Raw genomic sequence first — 19,175 nt, forward strand, 5'->3', positions numbered from 1 at the left:
ACCGCTCCCTGCGCGTCAGCAAAATGTATGCTGTTTTTCGCATACATTCAGGCCTCACGTGCGCGTCAGCAAAATGTATGCTGTTTTCCGCATACATTCAGGCCTCACGCCTGCGCGCCAGCAAATGTATGCTGTTTTTCGCATACATTCCGGCCTCACGCCTGCGCGTCAGCAAATGTATGCTGTTTTTCGCATACATTCAGGCCTCACGCCTGCGTGTCAGCAAAATGTATGCTGTTTTTCGCATACATTCAGGCCTCAAGCCTGCGCGCCAGGCAAATGTATGCTGTTTTTCGCATACATATTTTCCACGATAAAAGAGGCTGTCCCTTTTGGGACAGCCCCATCTTTTTGGCAGAATATCAACATTGAGAATTAATAGCGTTACTCGCTGTCCGCCTCCCAGTACTCGCCAACCAGACCTTCAATAATACTGCCGCTGGCCCAAGGCATCAGACAGAACCAGGTGCTGGCCGGTGAACCGTCACTGTAGGTCTCGGTCACCAGACCCTCCGAGTGGCAGAATCTCTCGGACATCCAGCCCGTCAGGCCGTGACCGAATTCCCGGTCATACCGGTTGTAGGTCTGACAGCCCCAGCCGACGGTATCCAGCATCCGCTGCTTCACATAAGGATCTTCACGCCGCTTCACATAATAATACAGCTCATCTACCACGCTGCTCGACATGGGATGAATATGCGGATTGGCGACGGAGGTCACGCTTCCCCCGCAGCTCGACCACCCCACCGTGCTGAGCGGCGGCACCTTCACTGGTGAATTGTAAGCAAATTTGAAGGTGAATTCGTAAGCAAGCGCATCCCTCATATGATCCAGATACAGCTCATCCCCAGTGAGGGCGTGCAGATATCTGACCGCTCTGATGTACGCCAGAATCCCTTCAGAATCTACCGCCTTATCTGCATCAAGCGGCGCTCCATAACATTCCATCCGCTTCACATAGGTCTCATAATAATGCCGCTCACTGCGCTTCAGGCTGTCCAGATGCGACCGGTTTCCGGTTAGCCAGCTATAGTAGGCTATGGCAGCCATGATCCAGCTCCCGCTGAAGGAATCATATTCAAGCCCGGCACCGGTTCGCTCGGAGAGAATCGTAGGGTATTCACCGTCCGAATTCCGGCTTCTCTCCAGTACAGGGAGAATCTTCCGCACGAAGTCCACCCAGTCCTCGTGAATGACATGGTTGAGCCTTTTCTCGTATTCATAGGCCTTCATAATATAGAACAAGGCCTGTCCGCATAGATAAGCGGAATGTCCGGGCGTGCGCATCCCGTCAAACCACCAGCCGTAAATGCTCCATTTCCCGTCCTGATAAGCCTCATAGGGAAGACCGGAAGCCGGGTTCAGGGAGTTCCCGATGATATGCTCAATGCAGGAGAGCGCCTGCCCGCGCATAGGCTCATCTCCCAGCCGCAGCGCAGCCATCAGCATAGGAGTGGCTACAGTCAGACCGTTTGTCCAGCTGATGGAGATGATTTTATTGTACCGGTACCCGCCCGTCTCCTTGTCCTCATAGACAAAGGTTGTGTAACTCCGGTCCTCAGGCAGCCACGCATACTGATAGATGGCCTTCGACAGATCGGCCGCAGCGCTCCTGATCCCGCTGCCGGGTCTTGGGGGCTGATGATAGCGGGAATAGATCTCTTCCAGCGCAGCATTGATGCCCAGCTCAGACTCAGCCTTGTAGTCATACAAATCCAGCATGAACGTTACTGACTCTGAGGCCGCCAGTTCGAAGCAGTTCTCCTCCAGCGCTGCCCGTTCCTTGACAAGACGCGATTTGATGAACAGAAGCGGAGCATTCTCATACCCCAGCGTATAGCCGACCGTTCCCTTGGCAAGCGAGCAGGTGAAGCCGCCATACTGCAAGAACTCCCCCTCTAGCCCAGGCTTCCACTGGATCTTCTCTCCCTCCCTGTATATAAAATAAGGGCTGGCGCATAATCCGTACACTTTGCCAGTGTCATATACAAGCGCTGCAGGGTGTGACAGCCGGTCGCTGCGCACCATCCACCAGGAAGAAGAAGGACGCGCGGGCTGCCCATCCCTTAATCTCGGAAACTCATTCGGAACATTCTGCGGAGCCTCTCCGCGGTTGCGCCCATACATAAAGGCGGGAAGAAAAAAGCGCGGATCAGCCTTGGCAAACGGCAACTCCACATGAATGACGCCTGACCAAGGCGTGTCGTTCAGATTCGTGATCTGTACAAGAGCCTGAAAGGGATGCTGTGCACTGCCTGTCCCGCCTGTTATCTCAACGGATGCATGTAGTCCATGCCCGTTAAGTCCGGTATATTCATGATCTTCCTGAGCCTTGCTTCTTGCCGTTATGATCAGTTCCACTATCCTGACCTCCAGTCTGTTGTAATACAATAAAAGGGTTGCAAATCATATTCCTGCATGCTAGGATAATGTCATTTTAAAGTAGTTCCAGAGAAGAATCATTGCAGGTTCCGCTGTTATTATTGCGCGAAATGATCCGGAGGTTACCCATGAACGAGCCATTTGAGCTTCGCTATGACCCTATCCATAAAGATTACCTCTACCTGCACAGGACAACCACCTATAATATGGGAACCTTCTATCACCGCCATGAAGCGTATGAGCTGTACTTATTTCTGCGCGGCAACGTCAAGTTCTATATTGAGAACAGCTGCTACCACCTGCAGCGCGGAGATCTGCTTGTGTTGAACCCGGAAGAAATGCATCGTTCCTTCAGCCAGGATGAATCGGAATATGAACGGATTACGATCAATCTCCAAAAATCTTATCTGCACCGCCTGTCTACTCCTGCTACTCCTCTATCCTGGTGCTTCGACCACCGCCCGAAGGGTAAGGGCAACATCGTGCATCTGGAGGAAGCCGAGCTTCAGCAGGTTCTCAGGTTGACCGGCGATCTGGAGGAGGTCCTCTCATCGGATGCGTATGGGGCAGATATCCTCGCCAACAGCATGCTTGCTCAATTATTGGTGCTGACCAACACCCTGTTTCATAGAACAAGCATCGTTCCTGCAGATATCATGCCGGAGCTGGTCCGCAGGACCATGGAGTATATTGATGCCCATCTGGGCCAGACCCTCACGCTTGAGCAGCTTAGCAGTACCTTTCATTTGAACAGCACCTATATTAGCCGTCAGTTCAAACAGCACACAGGCTTAACGCTCCGTTCCTACATACTGGACCGCAGGATTTCGTTAGCCAAGGCCTGCCTCCGCGAAGGGCTTAGCATCACCGAGGCCTGTTATCAATCCGGCTTCAGCGATTATGCCAATTTCATCCGCAGCTTCACCAAGGTGGCCGGCATGTCCCCGGGCAGATACGCCAAGCAGGAACTGTAGGATGTCTCGCGGGAAGTGGAGCGGGCAGGCGAAGTGTCTGCGGAAGGCGGGACTGGATCATTAGTGGGCTGGGGATTTACAGATTCGAGAGAGTGTTGCTTACAGTTGAGCGCGCGGGGGACTTACAGCGTCTGACTCATGGCGGCGGACTTATACAAGTGGAAATTGTACATCTAATTTGGCGGTAAAGGGGTACGTAAACTAATTAGTTGGAAAAATGCAGCTTACTCAGCCCGACTTCTGCTAAATCCATCGGATTCCAGGAATTAAGTGTACTTTTTCAAACTGCTTGCTCTCAACCCTCGATTTCGGCAAAATTAAGTGCCTTTTTTCCAACTATATCCGCCCTCCCCTCTTGCAACGTATCACATAAGGCTCCCAGCCAAGCCGGGGGTTATTGTATAAAAAAAGCCTCCCATAACGGGAGACTTGAAGGGTTGGAGACTTGCAAGCTTGGAGGCTTCGAGGCTTGCAATCTTGAAGGCTTGCAAACTTACGTTGCAACTTAAACTCAATCTACTTCTTATACCCAAAATCCGGTATCTCCGTCCATCTCCGGCGCAGCTCGTGGGCTGCCGCCTTGGGCTTGCGGTCACGGGTGAAGATGCCTTTCTTGTTCCCCTGCACCCGGATAATACCCTGGCTGGTAGCAAAGTCGGCAAAATTCCATACCTGCTCGCCCACAAACTCCTGGAACTCGTCGAAGACCTCGTGGTTAGCCTTGTAGAACGCCACCTGATACTCCTCAGTGAACATGATCGGCTCCACATCATGCAGTCCGGCCACGGTATCGGTTCCATATTCGGTCATCATCATCGGCTTGCCGGGGCAGCGCTTGGTCCACGCCTCCAGCTCCTGCCGCAGCTTAATCTTCGCCGATTCCAGGTCTCCCCCGTCCACATACCAGCCGTAATACCGGTTGAAGGCCAGCACATCGATCAGCTCAGAGATTCTGTCGTTCGCCGGGGATGCCTCAATATGCGTCACCAGGGTCACCGGACGGTGCTGCGGATCTTCCTCCCGCAGCTGCTCAATCAGCGGCTTGAAGTATTCGTATGCCCCATCCTCATAAGAGGCCGGTTCGTTCGCTACATTCCACATCACTACACAGGCATGGTTCTTATCCCGCTGGATAAGCTCACGAATCACCTGCTGGTGATGCCCGAAGGTCTGGACCTCTGCCCAGGTATCCTTCTTCGATCCTCCTGAGAACATCACTAGAAAGTTAAGATCCAAGCCTACCGCCGGGGTCTCATTGATCACGACGAAGCCTTCACGGTCGGCCAGCCGCATCACTTCCTCGGCATACGGATAATGCGCCGTGCGGAAGGAGTTGGCCCCGGACCATTTCATCAGATTGAAATCCATAATGTTCGCCGCTTCATCCAGACCCCGTCCATGGAACGGGGTATCCTCATGTCTGCCGTAGCCCTTGAAGTAGAACGGCTCGCCATTGATCAGGAACTGTCCGTCCCTCACTTGGACCGTCCGCACGCCGAACGGCAGCTCATAGACATCAACCACCTGCTCCGCTTGCAGAAGCTCAATCTTCAGGGTGTACAAGTAGGCGTTCAGCGGCTGCCATAGTCTGACAGATGGAATATCCAGTACACCGGACGGCTCCGTCCCTGAGCAGAGCGTGTTCCCATCTTCATCCAGTACCGTAACCCGGACCTCGGCTTCGCCGCTAATGTCCACGCTATAGCGGACTATCCCTTGCCTCTCCTCCCCCTGCTCCTCCTTATAATCGGTCACTACAGTGACGTCCTGAACGAAGATGAGTGGCGTAGAGTAGATCCGCACCGGCCGCTGCAATCCGGCAAAGTTGAAGAAATCAAAGTTCGGCTGGTTCTTCACCCTAAGCTTCCCGTCCGGCCCTTCGGTCTCCGTGTACAGGCCAACAGGCAATGTGGTGTAATCCACGACGTTATGAACAGCTACCGTCAGCCGGTTCGTTCCAGGCCGGATATAGTCATTAATCACTCCCTCGAAGGGAAGGAAGCCGCCGGCATGCTCCATCACCAAGCTTCCATTGATAAATACCTTCGCCTTATGGGTCGCCGACCCGAACCTCAGGACAAGCCGCTCATTCATGACGTTACGCGGAAGGGACAGCTCCCGCTCATACCAGACCCAGCCGACATGATTACGAATCTCCGGGCTTACGCCAAGATCATTGTAAGCCGAGGGCACCGCCATAGGGATCGTATCTGTGAGCTTCGATGCCTGCCAGCTCTCGTCCCAGCCGGAGCCATCGTCCAGCTTGAAATTCCATACCCCGCCCAGATCATACAGACTGCGGGTTTCCGTCATGATTGGATACAGCATGAACAACACTCCTATCTACTTTCTGGTCTCTTTTATTCAGGATTTGGAATCAATAATCTTCTGAATCTTGGTTTGTGCATGCTGAATCGTATCATCGATACTTTGACCGGACAGCATCATTTTATCGAACTCCTCCAGCAGCACCTTCTCCAGCTCAGCGTGATAAGGTACTGCCGTAGCTGCAGTAGTAGATTTGGTATTCTCCAGAACATAGAGCAGGGAAGCTTTGTCGATCATTTCCGGGGTCTTGCTGCCTGCGATGATCCGGTCCACCACATCATTCAGATCAGCTTTTTTCCAGGACGGGATATTCTTGCCTTGCAGTACAATCCCTTCGGTGGAGAACCAGCGGATGAAGGTGTAGGCTTCGTCTTTATGCTTGGACTTGCTGTAGATGCTCAGGACATCCCCGCTCACGTTCGAGGACATCGGGTCTTCCGCCTTCATCTTCGGCAGCGGAGCGAACACAGTCTTGAAGCTGGCCGGAATCGTATCCGTTCCCCCGGTTTCCGGGATCAGGAATGTGCCCGTAACAAGCATACTGGTGTCCTGGTTGAAATATTGCGGTCTGTAGTTCAGCTTCTGGCTGACCACCTCGGAATACGGGGTTGCGGAGCCTTCCGATTCTCCCCGAAGCCGCAGCTCAAGCGACTTGCGCATGAACGGATTGTCAATATTGGCGGTCTTGCCGTCATCGGTAGTCAGATTCGCATTCACCGGCTGGCCGAAGTTCTGCACCACGTAGCCATATTGAATCCAGCTGTGAAAATAGGTACCGTACCGGGTCTTATCGCCATTTTTCTTCGTCATCGCCTTGGAGTATTCCATATACTGATCCCAGGTCCAATCCTTAGGCAGCTCAAGTCCGGCCTCCTTCAGGTGATCCTCATTGATAATGACCAGACCCTGGGAGGACTTGCCGGGCAGTCCATAGATTTTGCCGTCAATGCTGGTATCGGCTGTATATTCATCCTTGAAATTAATGCCGTCCTTAGCCAGATAATCATCCAGTGGCTGGATCATGCCGAGCCCTGCACGCTGGGACAGGAAGGTCATGTTACTGAACATGAGGATATCCAGATCATCGCCCCCGGCCACCGCCAGGTCGAGCTTCTTATAATACTCGTTGGAGTTGTTGTCCTCTGCAGAGGCGAATTCCACCTTAATGTTCGGATGCTGCTTCTCGAACTCGGCAATGACGATATCCCAGTTGTCCATTTTTTTGGCATACCAGTTGCTCAGCTTAATGGTTACCGCTTGTTCTGCATCTGTTCCGGTACCCGTTGCCGCCGGCTCCTTCTCTGCATTGCCGGCGCCTCCGCAACCGGATACCAGCAGGGATAACAGCGGTACAGCGATGAATAGATTGCGTTTTACTTTTGACATGATTTGGCCCCCTGTAATGTAATTAGTCTAGCCTTTGACACTGCCCATCGCAACTCCCTCAATCACCTGCTTCTGGCCGATCATGAAAATAATTAACAATGGCAGAATGGCTGATACGGCACCTGCCATCATCAAGGAGTAGAACTCGCCGCTGAAATCAGCGAATTTCCGGATGCCCAGCTGCAGGGTAAACAATGAATCGGAACGAAGGAAGATCAGCGGATTCTGGTAATCATTCCAGGTCCAGATAAAGCGGAGAATCATATAGGTAGCAAGGGCTGGCTGCACCAGTGGCATGGCAATCCGCATGAAGATCGTCCAGTGGCCCGCTGCATCAATCCGCGCCGATTCAATAATTTCATCATGGATTCCCAGGAAGAACTGTCTCAGCAGGAAGGTTCCCAGCACGCCGGAGGCGGCAAGCAGCACCAGCCCGAAATGGCTGTCGAACAGTCCAAGCCAGCGGTACATAATGAACTGCGGAACCAGAATGGCCTGCGTCGGAATCATGAAGGTGGCCAGGACAACCAGGAAGAGAATATCCCGCCCTTTGAAAATGATTTTGGAGAAGCCGTAAGCCGCCATAGCGGAAATAATCAGCGACAGCGCTGTAGACATCAGGGTAACCTTCGTCGTGTTCCAGTAATAGAGCGTGAACGGCACGGCTCCCGCCCATACCTGCTTGTAGTTCTCCACCGCATTCCATTTCGAGGGAATCCATTCTATCGGATATTTCATCACATCCAGCTCGGGCTTGAAGGAGGCGGAGAGCATCCATAAGAACGGCATGATGAACAGGATGCCCGCAACCCCCATGAAAACGGTAACAATAACACGGTTAAGCTTGATCGATCGCATGTGTATACCTCCTAGTAGTTGACCCATTTCTTTTGTCCGACCCATTGAAACAAGGTCACCAGCAGGATGAGGATCAGCAGAATAATGCCCATCGCCGAAGCATAGCCCGACTCCAGATTCACGAACGCCACCTCATACAGGTAGTAGACAATAACTGAGGTTGAGCCTGCCGGGCCGCCGCCGGTTAACACCATAATCAGATCGAAGACCTTGAAGGACCCGACAACTCCTGTGATAAGCAGGAAGAAGGACGTAGGCGACAGCATCGGCAGTGTAATTCTGAAGAATTGTCTGAGCGGTGAGGCCCCGTCCACATCGGCGGCTTCATACAGATCCCGTGAGATATTCTGAAGGCCCGCCAGATAGATGACCATATTGAAGCCGAGTGAAGTCCACACCATAATAATCATGACCGAGATCAGGGCGAACTTGGGATCAGCCAGCCACATGGGCGGATGCTCGAACCCTATAGATCTGAGGAAGCCGTTGATCGGACCGTTGTTCGGGTGATAGAGTACTCTCCAGAGCAGGGCGATGGCCACGAAGCTCGAGATGAAGGGCATGAAGTAGATCACTTTGAAAAAGGTTTTGAAATAGGTTGCCTTGTTGATCAGCACCGCCAGCACCAGCGCCAGGAACATCGCGACCGGAACGACGGCAATCATGATCAGGTTGTTGAAGAGCGAGCGGTGAAAGGACTCGTCCTGCACCAGCCGGGTGTAGTTATCCAGACCGACAAATTGAAACCCGTCCAGCCCGGATACAAAGTTCCAGTTCGAGAAGCTGATCACACCGGATAGGAGAATCGGAATAATTACCAGCGTTACGGTCAGAATGAGCATGGGGGCAATGAATAAATACCCTGCAATATTGTCGTAAAAGGATTGCTTGCGCATCTTGCTTATCCCGGGGCTGCCGGACCGTTTTGCCGTCCCCTCTTCAGTAATAACCTCCACTTTATCCACCTCTTTTTATGTTTGTAGCTTTATTATAGAAGGGCAAATTTCACAGCACATGCAACGAATTTATCTGTGGCGAAAACTTTGTATAGCATTATTTTTTCTAAATCGAAAAAATTATTGGATGTGCCGAACCGCAGAATCAAGTACCATAAGTCTGTGAAGGTCTACTACTGGAGGGATATTAATGAAAGAAAAGCACAGGCTCAGTCAGCTCTCCTTCCGGCAAAAGCTAATCCTTACCTCCATCGCCTGCCTTGTAATTCCGGCACTGGGGATGCTCTATATTACCAACGTCTATTCCAAGCTGATTATCCGCGAGCACTCCTTGGAGAAATCCACGCAGTCCCTGAGAATTGTCCAGTCGCAGATTGATGTCATCTTCGAAGAGATGGTGTCGGTGTCGAACTTCGTCCATTTCGATCCGGAGATCAAGACCCTGCTGGAGGATGCCAAGACCAATCCCGTAGCTGCGCGGACCCTGACCAGCCGCCTTGAGCAGGTGGCCGGAGATACCATCGATCTGAGGATCACTCTGCTGGATAAGGAAGGACATGCCTATTCCGATTATTCCTTCTATGATTATGATCCCCGGCAATTTCTGAAGCGGCGCTGGTTCTCCACTCTGGAGCAGCTCCCGCCGTATGACACCTTATTTATGGGAGCAGAAGACAATTACCTGACCTCCCTGCAGGCTGAGCAGCCGTATATCTTCATGACAGCGCGTGCCTTAAGAGAAGAAACGACTGCCGCTCCCTACGCCTACCTGATTGTCAGCCGCAGTGAGGCTTCGATCCGTGAACGGTTTGCTTCACTGGAAGAGGATGTGTATCTGCTGGATGAAGAGGAGAACATTCTGTCGAACCGGAACCAGGAGCTGATAGGCACAAGCTTTGATCAACTGCTGCCTGTAGATGAGCTGGTCTTCCCTGACATCGTCAAGTTCAAGGGGCAGAATCAGCTCCTCCTTGAACTGCCGCTGAAGTTTGCCAGATGGAGACTCATCAGTGTCGCTCCCTATGAGCAGCTGACGGAAAGGTTGAACGGGATTAACCGGACCGGCCTGATTATTCAGACGATATTTGCGGTCAGCTTCTTGTTCGCGCTGACGGTTCTGCTGCGGAGATTCACCAAGCCCGTGCTTGTCCTGGGCAAGGCGGCCCGCCGGGTGGAGGACGGGGATCTCATGGTGCGCTCGGGCATCCGGGGAGCCGATGAGATCGGCAGCCTGGGACACTCCTTCGATAACATGCTGGACCGGGTACAGCTGATGCTCAGGCAGGTGGAGACGGAGCAGGAATTGAAGCGCCAGGCAGAGATTGCGATGCTGCAGGCCCAGATTAACCCTCATTTTCTATTCAATGTACTTAGTTCGATCCGGCTGAAGCTGCTGATGAAGCAGGATGAGGAGAATGCTGCGATCGTCGGCTCCCTCTCCGCTATGCTGCGGGCCAGCTTCTCCAGCCGGGAGGAATTCGTCTCCATTGCCAGTGAGCTTGATTTCACGAAGCAGTATATGGAGTTAATGCGGTTCACGATGAGATATCCTACGGAATATGCAGTGCATGTGGACAAAGAGCTGCTGCTGGAGACGGTGCCGCGGTTCATCCTGCAGCCCATTATTGAGAATGCTTACAAGCACGGGTTCTTGCAGGGCGGAGGGCGGGTCGTCATCACCATCGGACTCGTTCAGTCCAGGCTGACCATTACCATCGAGGATAACGGCACGGGAATGGAGGAGCATACGCTCGCAGCCCTGCTTCAGCACATCAGGCAGAAGGATGCGGAGTTAGGTGCCCTGAGTGCTGACGGGACGCCAGTGGCAGAGTCCGCTCGCGGCATCGGATTAATCAACGTCTACCAGCGGCTCAAGCTAATCTACGGGGAGCGCTTCGAGATGAACATTGAGAGCATTCACGGGCTACGCACCACCGTACAGTTAATCATGCCCGTGAAGCGGATAGGAGCAGATAATCATGACCTATAAAGTAGTACTGGCAGACGATCATTATCCGGTGTTGGAGTATTTAAGCACTTCGATTCCCTGGGACACCCTCGGCCTTGAACTATCGGCTTGCTGCTCGGACGGCAGACAGGCCTGGGAAGCCTGCCAGCTGCATCAGCCGGATATTCTGCTTACGGATATCGGAATGCCAGCGATGAATGGACTGGAGCTAATCCAGAAGGCGCGGGAGGTGAACCCTCAGCTGCAGACGATTATCCTGTCCTGCCACGGGGAATTCGAATATGCCCAGAAGGCTGTGAAACTGAATGTGGCCGAATATATATTGAAGGAGAGTCTGCAGATCGATCAGGTAATTGCCGTATTGACGGAGGCGGTGGCCCGGCTGGAGGTGAAATTGAAATCCCGTAACCACTATCTCCAGATGGAGAAGCTGGTCAGCCAGAACCATGCCGCCATCCGGACCCGGTTCATCCGCATGTTCGTGGAGCAGCCGGTCTGGGATGAAGCCGAGTGGTTCGGACAAGCCGAAGCGATGGGCATCCACCTGCACACAGGCACCCCGTATCTGCCTGTACTGGCAGTCCCGGAGCGCTCCTATGAGCTGGAGAGGCGGTTCGGCGGAGTGGTGAACCTGCAGTTCGTGATGGATAATGTGCTGCAGGAATTCCTGGAGATAGACGGCATTATCCAGTTCGCGCTGACGGAACGGCAGTTCATCCTGTTCATTCCTTTGCCGCATATCCTCGTCCGCAATCTTTACGAGGAATTCCGTGATAAATTCCGGCATGTCCAGAGAATGGCGAAGCTGCATTTGCGGATGGGGATTTCCTTCTTTTACGGGGAGGCTACTACAAGTCTGATCGACATCAAGAAGCAGATTCAGGCGCTGCTGGATTCCCATGCCCTGCGCTTCTATGCCGCCGAGGGAGCGATTATGAAGTATGCTCCTGTCCAGACCAGCGGCGAGGACCTGTTCGTGCATTATTCGGAGATTCTCCAGCAGCTAAGGGACTGCATTCAGCAGGAGGACAGCTCACAGATTGGGGCCAAGGTCAGGGAGATTAAGCAGTATATAGGGGACCAGAAGTATCCGGTGGAGAGTGTGAAGAGCTGGCTGCTCAAGATGGTAATGGAGCTGGAATTGAAATATGTCGTCATGCAGAACTTCGTCAGCAACTTCAACAGTGAGCGGCTCCAGCGCTCGATCCAGGAATTCGAAACGCTGGAGCAGCTCATGGAATGGCTGGAGGAATTCCTGAAGGATAAAATACTCATGCTAAGCTCCATGTGGAAGCAGAATGTCCGCAAAGAAATAGCTGAAGCCAAACGTTATGTAATGAATCATATCAGCGAGAAGGCTGGCATGGAGGAGATGGCGAAGCGTCTGGGCCTGAACCCCACCCATTTCAGCCGGTTATTCCGTCTGGAGACCGGGCTGACCTTCATTGAGTATGTAACCAGGGTGAAAATGGAGCACGCCCGTGACCTCCTCAATCAGACGAACCTGACCATCGTGGAAATCGCGGAGCAGCTCGGCTATGACAACGTCAGCTACTTCATCAAGCTGTTCCGTAACTTCTCCGGCATGACTCCGGCGGAATTCCGGAAGTCCATCTAGTACAGCATCAGATTTAATTCTGTGAATAGGTCAGATCCCGGAGGTTCCGTAAAACGAAACTACACCGGCCGTTCGAGTTTGCTCCTAACGGACCTGAGAGACCCTATTCCCAGGAAAACGCCACTTTTTGCGGGTTAACGGACTGAGTAGCCCTTATCGTCTCTCTACAAGATGTTTAGAGTAGAAATTCCAAAAATAAGGTCCATGGGGTCCGTTCCTTTGCCCAAGTGGTGACTTTCATCCAGAATAAGCGCGCCTCAGTCCGTTATGCTGGGCAAACGCCACTAAGGGACAACTCCCGTCTTCGTCTGGGAATAGCATCTGAAAGGGGTGGCTCCACTCCTGTAGTCCTTCAGGCATCAAGCGCCCCATCCACCAGTTTAAATCTGATGCTGCACTAGTTTTGTATACAACAACAAGCCGAAGGCAGGCGCATAAGCGCCCGTCTCCGGCTTGTCCGTTGCCCGCGTCGGGTAGGGATTATCGCGCAACGGATGGCTCAGTATTTATCAATCTTGTACCAGAACAGGGGCAGCGGGAACCAGCCTGCGGGTGCATCCACTGCCATATATCGGCCATGCTGGGTAAGCAGAAGCGTCTGAGCCTGCTGCTTGCTGAGGACAACTGCATCCGGCATGGCAGACCGCTCGACGCTCACGCCCTCTTCGTCCACCCGCGCCGTCACCGGCTGTCCGTCCATTACTGCGGAGAATTCTCCCGGGATAATGCCTGTTGTCTTGAACTTCAGCGTAAGGTAAGCCTTCAGGATGTTGGCGAAATCCAGAATATGATACATATCCGAATTCTCGATTACGAAGTCTTCGGCAATGCTGCCAAGCGCTGTGTTCAGCGGCAGGTCATATTCCGGCGCATGCAACGTTATTCGCCCGGCTCTGCTGTAGGCCATGTAAGCCTTAATCGTACGCTGGATATCATCCGCTTTCTCCAGCGCGAATTCAGCTATATCATCGCCCGCTTCGTTGACAACCACATACCCGATCAGCTTGCCCTGATCCAGAACGCCAAGTGCCTTTTGACAGAGTGTACCGAAAATCAGCGGCAGTTGCTCTAAGCTGCGTTCAACATAAGCAAGCCGCGAGGTGTTCAGGTTATGCGCAAATTCTGCTCCTCCTTCAACCTCAAACAGCGGACGGAAGGTTATTCCGGTGTCATTCACCCCTCTTAAGCCATGGCGCACATTGGCCTCTGCCACGGTATATTTGAACTTGACACCGCCAAGCGTGAAGCCGAAATACTCATATCTCTGCCGCTGTCCATATAATACAACCATATCACAGGTACCCCGCAGCTCTTCAAGCCACAGGTTCATAAGCGCTTTCATATGCCCTTCGCCTCGCGCACGCGGATGAACAGATACCGTACCCAGATAGCCGGTGCGCAGCGTATGATCACATACCGTCAGTGACTCTGGAAAAACAGCCACCAGCGCACGCAGCCTGCCCTGCTCGTCCACAGCAACCTTATGCATGGCGGAAGAATCTACACTTGTGTCATAAGCCTTGGGCATCAGGACCTCAAAATCAAAGCGGAAGGCAAGGTTGGCCAAATCTATGTATTCCTCGCGTTCGTGCGGAGCTGCCGTTCTGTATTTAACCATTGTGTCCTACCCTTTCAGTCCATATATTCAACTGCCTGCCTGACTATATTCTAGAGGCATCTCCCATCTCCTGCTCAGGTCACTCAGATTTCCGCCGCTTGGCCGCAGCCTCATCAATCGCCTGCTGGATATTGGCCAGTGCGGTCTCCAAGGGCTGTCCGGCAAGATACTGGTTGACGCCCTCCAGAATCTTCACCTGGAGCGACTCGGTCGATACCGTATGCGGCCAATAGAGCGTGGCGTCCTCGCGCGTTACCGCAGCGGCAATGGACGAGACCGAATCGCTCCGGTCCGTCGGGGCCGAGATGACCGAAGGCACTGCCAAAGCGCCTGCGGCCAGCTTCTCCTGCGTAGCCCTGCCGTTCATGAACGCCACGAACTGCTTGGCCTCCTCGGGATGCTCCGTCCGCGAGCTGATCACCCGGTACGTGCCGACATTGATATTCGGCACCGTCCGCACACTGCCCGGCACCATCATGAAGCGGATATCCTGAGCCGGATTCCGCTCCTTGATGCTGGGGATGTCCCAGGTTCCGGTAATAATCATGGCCGCCTGGCCTGTGCCGACCAGATCCTTGGCCTGCTCATGCTTCAGGCTCTTCCAGTTCGGCGGCACGAACCCCCGGTCGATAATCTCCCGGTGCTTCTGGATGGCATCCACGAACACCGGATCATGGGTCCGGATCTCCCCGCTCTCCAGCTTCTTCGTCCAGGCGGCATCCGCCCCGTTATCCGACATGATAGACCCCCAGAAGAACTGGGCTGTGGACCACTCCGCATCCATTGCCACCGGAATAAGCCCTTCCTGCTTCAGCTTCACGCAGAGCGCAAGGAACTCGTCCCAGGTGCGCGGAACCTCCAGCCCGAGAGAGTCGAACAAGGTTTTGTTGTAGAGCAGCCCGTCACTATGCATGACCTCCGGCGCTCCGTATACCCGGCCGCCCACCGTAACCGGCAGCAGGGAGTTCGGGTAGAATTCCTTGAGAAAATCGGCTCCGGTCAGGTCCAGGTACATATCGCTCCGCAGAGCGCGGAATTCCTCGAACAGGCTGGGCGACCACGTATCGAATACATCCATCGGCTCACCGCCAAGCAGCCTGATCTTAATCCCCGCCGTATAATTATTGTTCTGGATGAAATCTGCATCGATCTGGATATGGGCATACAGCTTCTCGAATTCGGCAATCGCATCAAAATACACTTTGCCTGCTTGCGCCGTATCCAGCAGATAGCTGGAGTACCGGAGGATGACGGGTTCGCGGGTGTCTGCCGCTCCGCCTCCGCCAGACAGCAGGGAAGCGTCTGTACTGCTCCGGGTATCACAGCCGCCAATCATGAACAGCAGCAGAACAATGCTGCCCCCGATACCGGGTCTCCACTTCTTCATGACGCTTCCCCTTCCTTAATCTATTTCTCCGTTCGCTTCTGTAACGTTCTTGCCCTATCGTTATATTCTGACCGATTCCATAGATTGCAGTCAACGGACAATCAGAGCTTCCCCCCTGAAGTTGCAATCCCTTCAATAAATTGTCGCTGGAACAGGATGTAGATGAGCAGCATCGGCCAAATGGCCAGCACGGAAGCCGCCATCAGCTCCGGGTAGTCCACGGCGAAGGCGCTTTGAATCTTAGCCAGGGCCGAGGAGAGGGTTGCCGCGTCCGAGCTGGTGTTGACGATCATCGGCCACATCAGGTCCTTGAAGGAGAAGAGGGCCGTGAATATCCCGAGGGCCACCAGACCGGAGCGGACCAGCGGGAGCATGATTCTGGCGAAGGTCTGGCCGATATTGCAGCCGTCGATCTTCGCCGCCTCCTCCAGCTCCTTAGGCAGGCCCATGAAGAATTGTCTCAATAAGAAGGTGCCGAAGGCACTGACCAGCCCTGGAAACAGCAACGCAAAGATCGTATTGCGCATCCCCAGCGCATCGACCATCAGATATTGCGGGATGATGAAGATCTGGGTCGGCACCATCATCTGGAACAGCACCAGACTGAAGCAGAAGTCACGCCCCGGAAATCTTAGTCTGGCAAAAGCATACGCCGCCATCGCGCTGAACATCACCGCGCACAGCACCCTTAGAGCCATCATCGCAAACGTATTCCAGTACAGGATCAGGAAGTTATTCTGCCGCCATACCTCCAGATAATTCTCCGCCCGCCAGGTCTTGGGGAAAAAGATAAACGGATTCATCGAGGTGGACTCCGTAACCGACTTGAACGAGGTCAGCACCATCCAGACGAACGGAAGAATCATCGCGGCTGCTCCCAGGAGCAGCACAAGGTGGGCTAAGATACGGTTAAGTTGTTTATGTTTGGCCATAGTGCCGCCTCCTACATGTAGTTGACCCATTTTTTTTGCGCTCGCATCTGGAAGAAGGTGATGATCATGATCAGCGCGAGCAACACCATTACAATCGCTGAGCCATAACCCTTGTTCGAGTACTTGAACGAGTTATTATAGAAGAGATACACAAGCGATACTGTATGGTCATAGGCCGGGTTACTCACATCGATCATCATATAGATGACATCGAACACTTGCATGGCCTGGATAATCGTGGTCACCACAACAAAGAACAGGGTTGGCGTTACAAGCGGCAGGGTAATCACGAAAAATTGGCGTACCCGGCTGGCTCCGTCGATATCCGAAGCCTCGTAGTAGTCCTTCGGGATCTCCTGCAGACCGGCGAGCAGCAGCACCATATTATAGCCGATGACACTCCAGATTCCGATCACCGCGATGGATAAGATCGCTACCCTCGGGTCCGTCGTCCAGTTGACGGCCGGAAGGCCCAGCTTGGACAGCCCGTAATTAATGAGGCCGTAGTGCTGGTTATACATCCAGCGCCATACCATGGTCACTGCCGCAGGAGCGGCGACCATCGGAATGAAATAGATCGTGCGGTACAGCGAGCGGCCCGCGAGCTTACCGTTCAGCAGGACGGCCACCAGCATGGCGATGGCAATGCTGACAGGAACGACCAGCAAGGTGTAGAGCAGTGTATTGCCAACAGCATGCCATACCTGGGGATCATGAATCAGCTTGCGGTAATTCTCCCATCCGATGTAGATATTTCCTTTGCCGAAATCTCCGCTCTTGAAGAAGCTAAGGTAAGCGGTCTGCACTATTGGAATGAAGTTGAGGACGATAAGGCCGATCATCGTTGGCGCAATCAGGAACCAGCCCCAGGACCATTCATTCCAGGTTTTGGCTCCAATTTTCCTCTTGACGGTATGATTCATCTGCTTCCCTCTCCTATCAAACTTGCGGCAGCCCTGAGGCTGCCGCAGGCATATGACTCTTGCTTATTTCTCTTCCGCCAGACTCTCATTCATCACCTTCGCTGCATTACGGGCTGCTTCCTCTACGGACACCTTGCCGGAGAACGCCGGCTTCAGCGCTTCATAAGCCTTATCTTCCCAGACAGCCGTTGTATTGGAATACGGACGGATTACACCATAGCTGACCATGTCAACGAATGCCTTGATGTTGAAGGTCTTGTTCGAATCCACCCACTTGTCAGCTGCACCTTTGTACGCCGAGATGGCAACGCCCAGCTCCGCCTGGCGCTCCTGGCCGGTCTTGGAGCCTAAGTATTCCACGAACTTCCACGCTTCCTCCGGATGCTTCGTCTTGGCGTCAATCGCATTGCCCAGACCATTGTAGATGGAGGCCTGCGCAGCCTTCTTGGGCAGGACGGCCACATCGAAATTCTTCGCCATGAATTCGTTCTCTGTGAACCCGCTCAGGTTCCATGAACCGAACAGGCCCATCGCCGCCTTGCCGTTCTTCAGCAGATCGGCACGCTCGGCATCTCCGTACACCTCAGGGGACAGTCCGTCACGTACGAAGCTTATATAGAAATCCAAGGCTTCGATCGTCTTCGGATCGTCATAGCCTGACTTCTTGTCCGCTGTAATAATGGTGCCGCCATTCTGATAGACGAAGTTGTAATACCCCTCCTGGTTATGCATCGGCGCGAGGAAGCCGTATACCCCATCCTTCGTGAGCGCTTTCGCGGCGCTGTGAAGATCATCCCAGGTCCAGTTCTCATCCGGGTATTTCACACCCGCCTGGTCAAACAGCGTCTTGTTGTACCACAGCCCGATGGTGTCGAAATCCTTCGGAACCGCATATTGCTTGCCCCCCAGATTATAGATCTGGTTCAGTCCTTCCGGGTAATTCTCCAGCTTGACGTCCTCGCTCTTACTGATGCGGTCTGTCAGGTCAAGCAGCATGCCGTTATTCGCATAGCGGTAGATCTCATTGGAATGCATCCAGAAGACATCCGGCAGCGAGCCGCCGGTGGCTCCCGCTTCCAGCATCGTCCAATAATCGGACCAGCCGGTCACCTCGATATCGACCTTGATGTCCGGGTTCTTGCTCTCGAATTCATCGGCAATGGTCCGCAGCCCCTTCTCCTGATTGGAATCCCAGATCGCGTAGGTCAGCTGGACCTTCTCTCCGCTTGCCGCCTGGGTGGCCGCTGCGGCATCCGTTGCCTCTGCCGGTGGTGAAGCCGATGTATTGCTGTTGCCGTTGCCACTGCCGCAAGCGGTCAAGGTGGCCGCTGCAAGCAGGATGGACAATACGGTTGCTAAGCTTTTTTTCTTCACTAGAATTACCCCCAACTTCCATTTAGGATGTGCTGCATCTGCTGCACCTCCAATAGTAGGTGAACCCCGCCGCTCCCGGAATGGCCGTTTTTTACGGAAACATTCCCTTTTTTGACCAATCCCCGGAAGATGCAAAAAGTGCACCCGCAGCGGATGCACTTCTTTTACAGACTCTGTTCTTTTTTTGACAATTGCCGTTCTAGTACAGCGTCAGATTTATACTGGTGGATAGGCCACTATCCTGCCTGAATGACTAGAGGAGTGGAGCGCCCCTTCAGGTGCCATTCCCAGATGAAGACGGGAGTTGTCCATTAAAGGCGTAATAGCTCGGCGTAACGGACTTAGGCGCGCTTATTCTAGTTTAACATTACCACTTGGGCAAGTAACGGACCTCATGGAGCTTATTCTTGAAATCTCTACTCCTAAACCTCTCGTAGAGAGACGATAAGGGATCCTCTGTCCGTTAATCC

General features: G+C 53.3%; 13 protein-coding genes. 3 read left to right on the forward strand and 10 right to left on the reverse strand.

The genetic code is table 11. The features are described 5' to 3' along the window. Window positions 1-384 precede the first annotated feature (384 nt). Entirely contained in the window at window positions 385-2,361 is a 1,977-nt protein-coding gene (locus J2Z70_RS18630) for a hypothetical protein (protein WP_209875746.1), read from the reverse strand. Between the two features lie 149 nt (window positions 2,362-2,510). Here J2Z70_RS18630 and J2Z70_RS18635 point away from each other — a divergent pair, with 149 nt between their 5' ends. Further along, window positions 2,511-3,356: an AraC family transcriptional regulator gene (locus tag J2Z70_RS18635; RefSeq protein ID WP_209875747.1), complete on the forward strand. Its 846-nt coding sequence runs from the start codon at window positions 2,511-2,513 to the stop codon at window positions 3,354-3,356. Window positions 3,357-3,872: 516 nt separating this feature from the next. Here the strand turns inward: J2Z70_RS18635 and uidA are convergent. From uidA to J2Z70_RS18655, 4 genes are read right to left on the reverse strand one after another with little or no spacing between them, the layout of a single operon-like run. Beyond that, window positions 3,873-5,684, reverse strand: a complete 1,812-nt coding sequence (gene uidA / locus J2Z70_RS18640) for a beta-glucuronidase (RefSeq protein ID WP_209875748.1) — start codon at window positions 5,682-5,684, stop codon at window positions 3,873-3,875. 36 nt (window positions 5,685-5,720) lie between these two features. Then, window positions 5,721-7,070, reverse strand: a complete 1,350-nt coding sequence (locus J2Z70_RS18645; RefSeq protein WP_209875754.1) for an ABC transporter substrate-binding protein — start codon at window positions 7,068-7,070, stop codon at window positions 5,721-5,723. Between the two features lie 27 nt (window positions 7,071-7,097). Next, the gene (locus J2Z70_RS18650) at window positions 7,098-7,928 is read right to left on the reverse strand and encodes a carbohydrate ABC transporter permease (RefSeq protein WP_209875756.1); all 831 of its coding nucleotides are present in this window, start codon (window positions 7,926-7,928) and stop codon (window positions 7,098-7,100) included. Between the two features lie 11 nt (window positions 7,929-7,939). Beyond that, window positions 7,940-8,824 carry a carbohydrate ABC transporter permease gene (locus J2Z70_RS18655; protein WP_209875842.1) on the reverse strand — a complete coding sequence of 295 codons (885 nt, stop codon included), beginning with the start codon at window positions 8,822-8,824 and terminating at the stop codon, window positions 7,940-7,942. A gap of 250 nt (window positions 8,825-9,074) precedes the next feature. On the opposite strand from J2Z70_RS18655, the gene J2Z70_RS18660 reads away from it, so the two are divergent. Beyond that, window positions 9,075-10,874 (forward strand): sensor histidine kinase, encoded by a 1,800-nt coding sequence (locus J2Z70_RS18660; protein ID WP_209875758.1) that lies wholly within the window; start codon window positions 9,075-9,077, stop codon window positions 10,872-10,874. After that, window positions 10,864-12,471 carry a response regulator transcription factor gene (locus tag J2Z70_RS18665; protein ID WP_209875760.1) on the forward strand — a complete coding sequence of 536 codons (1,608 nt, stop codon included), beginning with the start codon at window positions 10,864-10,866 and terminating at the stop codon, window positions 12,469-12,471. Before J2Z70_RS18660 ends, J2Z70_RS18665 begins: the two co-directional genes overlap by 11 nt. Before the next feature lie 499 nt (window positions 12,472-12,970). Here J2Z70_RS18665 and J2Z70_RS18670 read toward each other — a convergent pair whose 3' ends face one another. The 5 genes from J2Z70_RS18670 to J2Z70_RS18690 all read right to left on the reverse strand — a co-directional run bounded on the left by J2Z70_RS18670 (window position 12,971) and on the right by J2Z70_RS18690 (window position 18,705). Next, a complete protein-coding gene (locus J2Z70_RS18670; protein WP_209875762.1) occupies window positions 12,971-14,089 on the reverse strand; it encodes a GNAT family N-acetyltransferase in 1,119 nt (372 codons plus the stop codon). Between the two features lie 79 nt (window positions 14,090-14,168). Then, window positions 14,169-15,476, reverse strand: coding sequence for an ABC transporter substrate-binding protein (locus J2Z70_RS18675; protein ID WP_209875764.1), 1,308 nt, complete (start codon window positions 15,474-15,476; stop codon window positions 14,169-14,171). A 101-nt stretch (window positions 15,477-15,577) separates the two neighbouring features. Continuing rightward, a complete protein-coding gene (locus tag J2Z70_RS18680; protein WP_036729981.1) occupies window positions 15,578-16,408 on the reverse strand; it encodes a carbohydrate ABC transporter permease in 831 nt (276 codons plus the stop codon). Window positions 16,409-16,419: 11 nt separating this feature from the next. After that, window positions 16,420-17,331, reverse strand: coding sequence for a carbohydrate ABC transporter permease (locus tag J2Z70_RS18685; RefSeq protein WP_209875766.1), 912 nt, complete (start codon window positions 17,329-17,331; stop codon window positions 16,420-16,422). A gap of 63 nt (window positions 17,332-17,394) precedes the next feature. Then, a complete protein-coding gene (locus J2Z70_RS18690) occupies window positions 17,395-18,705 on the reverse strand; it encodes an ABC transporter substrate-binding protein (protein ID WP_209875768.1) in 1,311 nt (436 codons plus the stop codon). Window positions 18,706-19,175: the final 470 nt, after the last annotated feature.

It is taken from the genome of Paenibacillus silagei (assembly GCF_017874735.1).
GTDB lineage: Bacteria > Bacillota > Bacilli > Paenibacillales > Paenibacillaceae > Paenibacillus_AQ > Paenibacillus_AQ silagei.

Bases quoted from the DNA above. Each gene is read 5' to 3' on its own strand.
- J2Z70_RS18675 (WP_209875764.1), bottom strand. From the start codon at position 15,476: ATGAAGAAGTGGAGACCCGGTATCGGGGGCAGCATTGTTCTGCTGCTG.
- uidA (WP_209875748.1), bottom strand. From the start codon at position 5,684: ATGCTGTATCCAATCATGACGGAAACCCGCAGTCTGTATGATCTGGGC.
- J2Z70_RS18660 (WP_209875758.1), top strand. From the start codon at position 9,075: ATGAAAGAAAAGCACAGGCTCAGTCAGCTCTCCTTCCGGCAAAAGCTA.
- J2Z70_RS18655 (WP_209875842.1), bottom strand. From the start codon at position 8,824: ATGCGCAAGCAATCCTTTTACGACAATATTGCAGGGTATTTATTCATT.
- J2Z70_RS18635 (WP_209875747.1), top strand. From the start codon at position 2,511: ATGAACGAGCCATTTGAGCTTCGCTATGACCCTATCCATAAAGATTAC.
- J2Z70_RS18650 (WP_209875756.1), bottom strand. From the start codon at position 7,928: ATGCGATCGATCAAGCTTAACCGTGTTATTGTTACCGTTTTCATGGGG.
- J2Z70_RS18680 (WP_036729981.1), bottom strand. From the start codon at position 16,408: ATGGCCAAACATAAACAACTTAACCGTATCTTAGCCCACCTTGTGCTG.
- J2Z70_RS18685 (WP_209875766.1), bottom strand. From the start codon at position 17,331: ATGAATCATACCGTCAAGAGGAAAATTGGAGCCAAAACCTGGAATGAA.
- J2Z70_RS18665 (WP_209875760.1), top strand. From the start codon at position 10,864: ATGACCTATAAAGTAGTACTGGCAGACGATCATTATCCGGTGTTGGAG.
- J2Z70_RS18645 (WP_209875754.1), bottom strand. From the start codon at position 7,070: ATGTCAAAAGTAAAACGCAATCTATTCATCGCTGTACCGCTGTTATCC.
- J2Z70_RS18670 (WP_209875762.1), bottom strand. From the start codon at position 14,089: ATGGTTAAATACAGAACGGCAGCTCCGCACGAACGCGAGGAATACATA.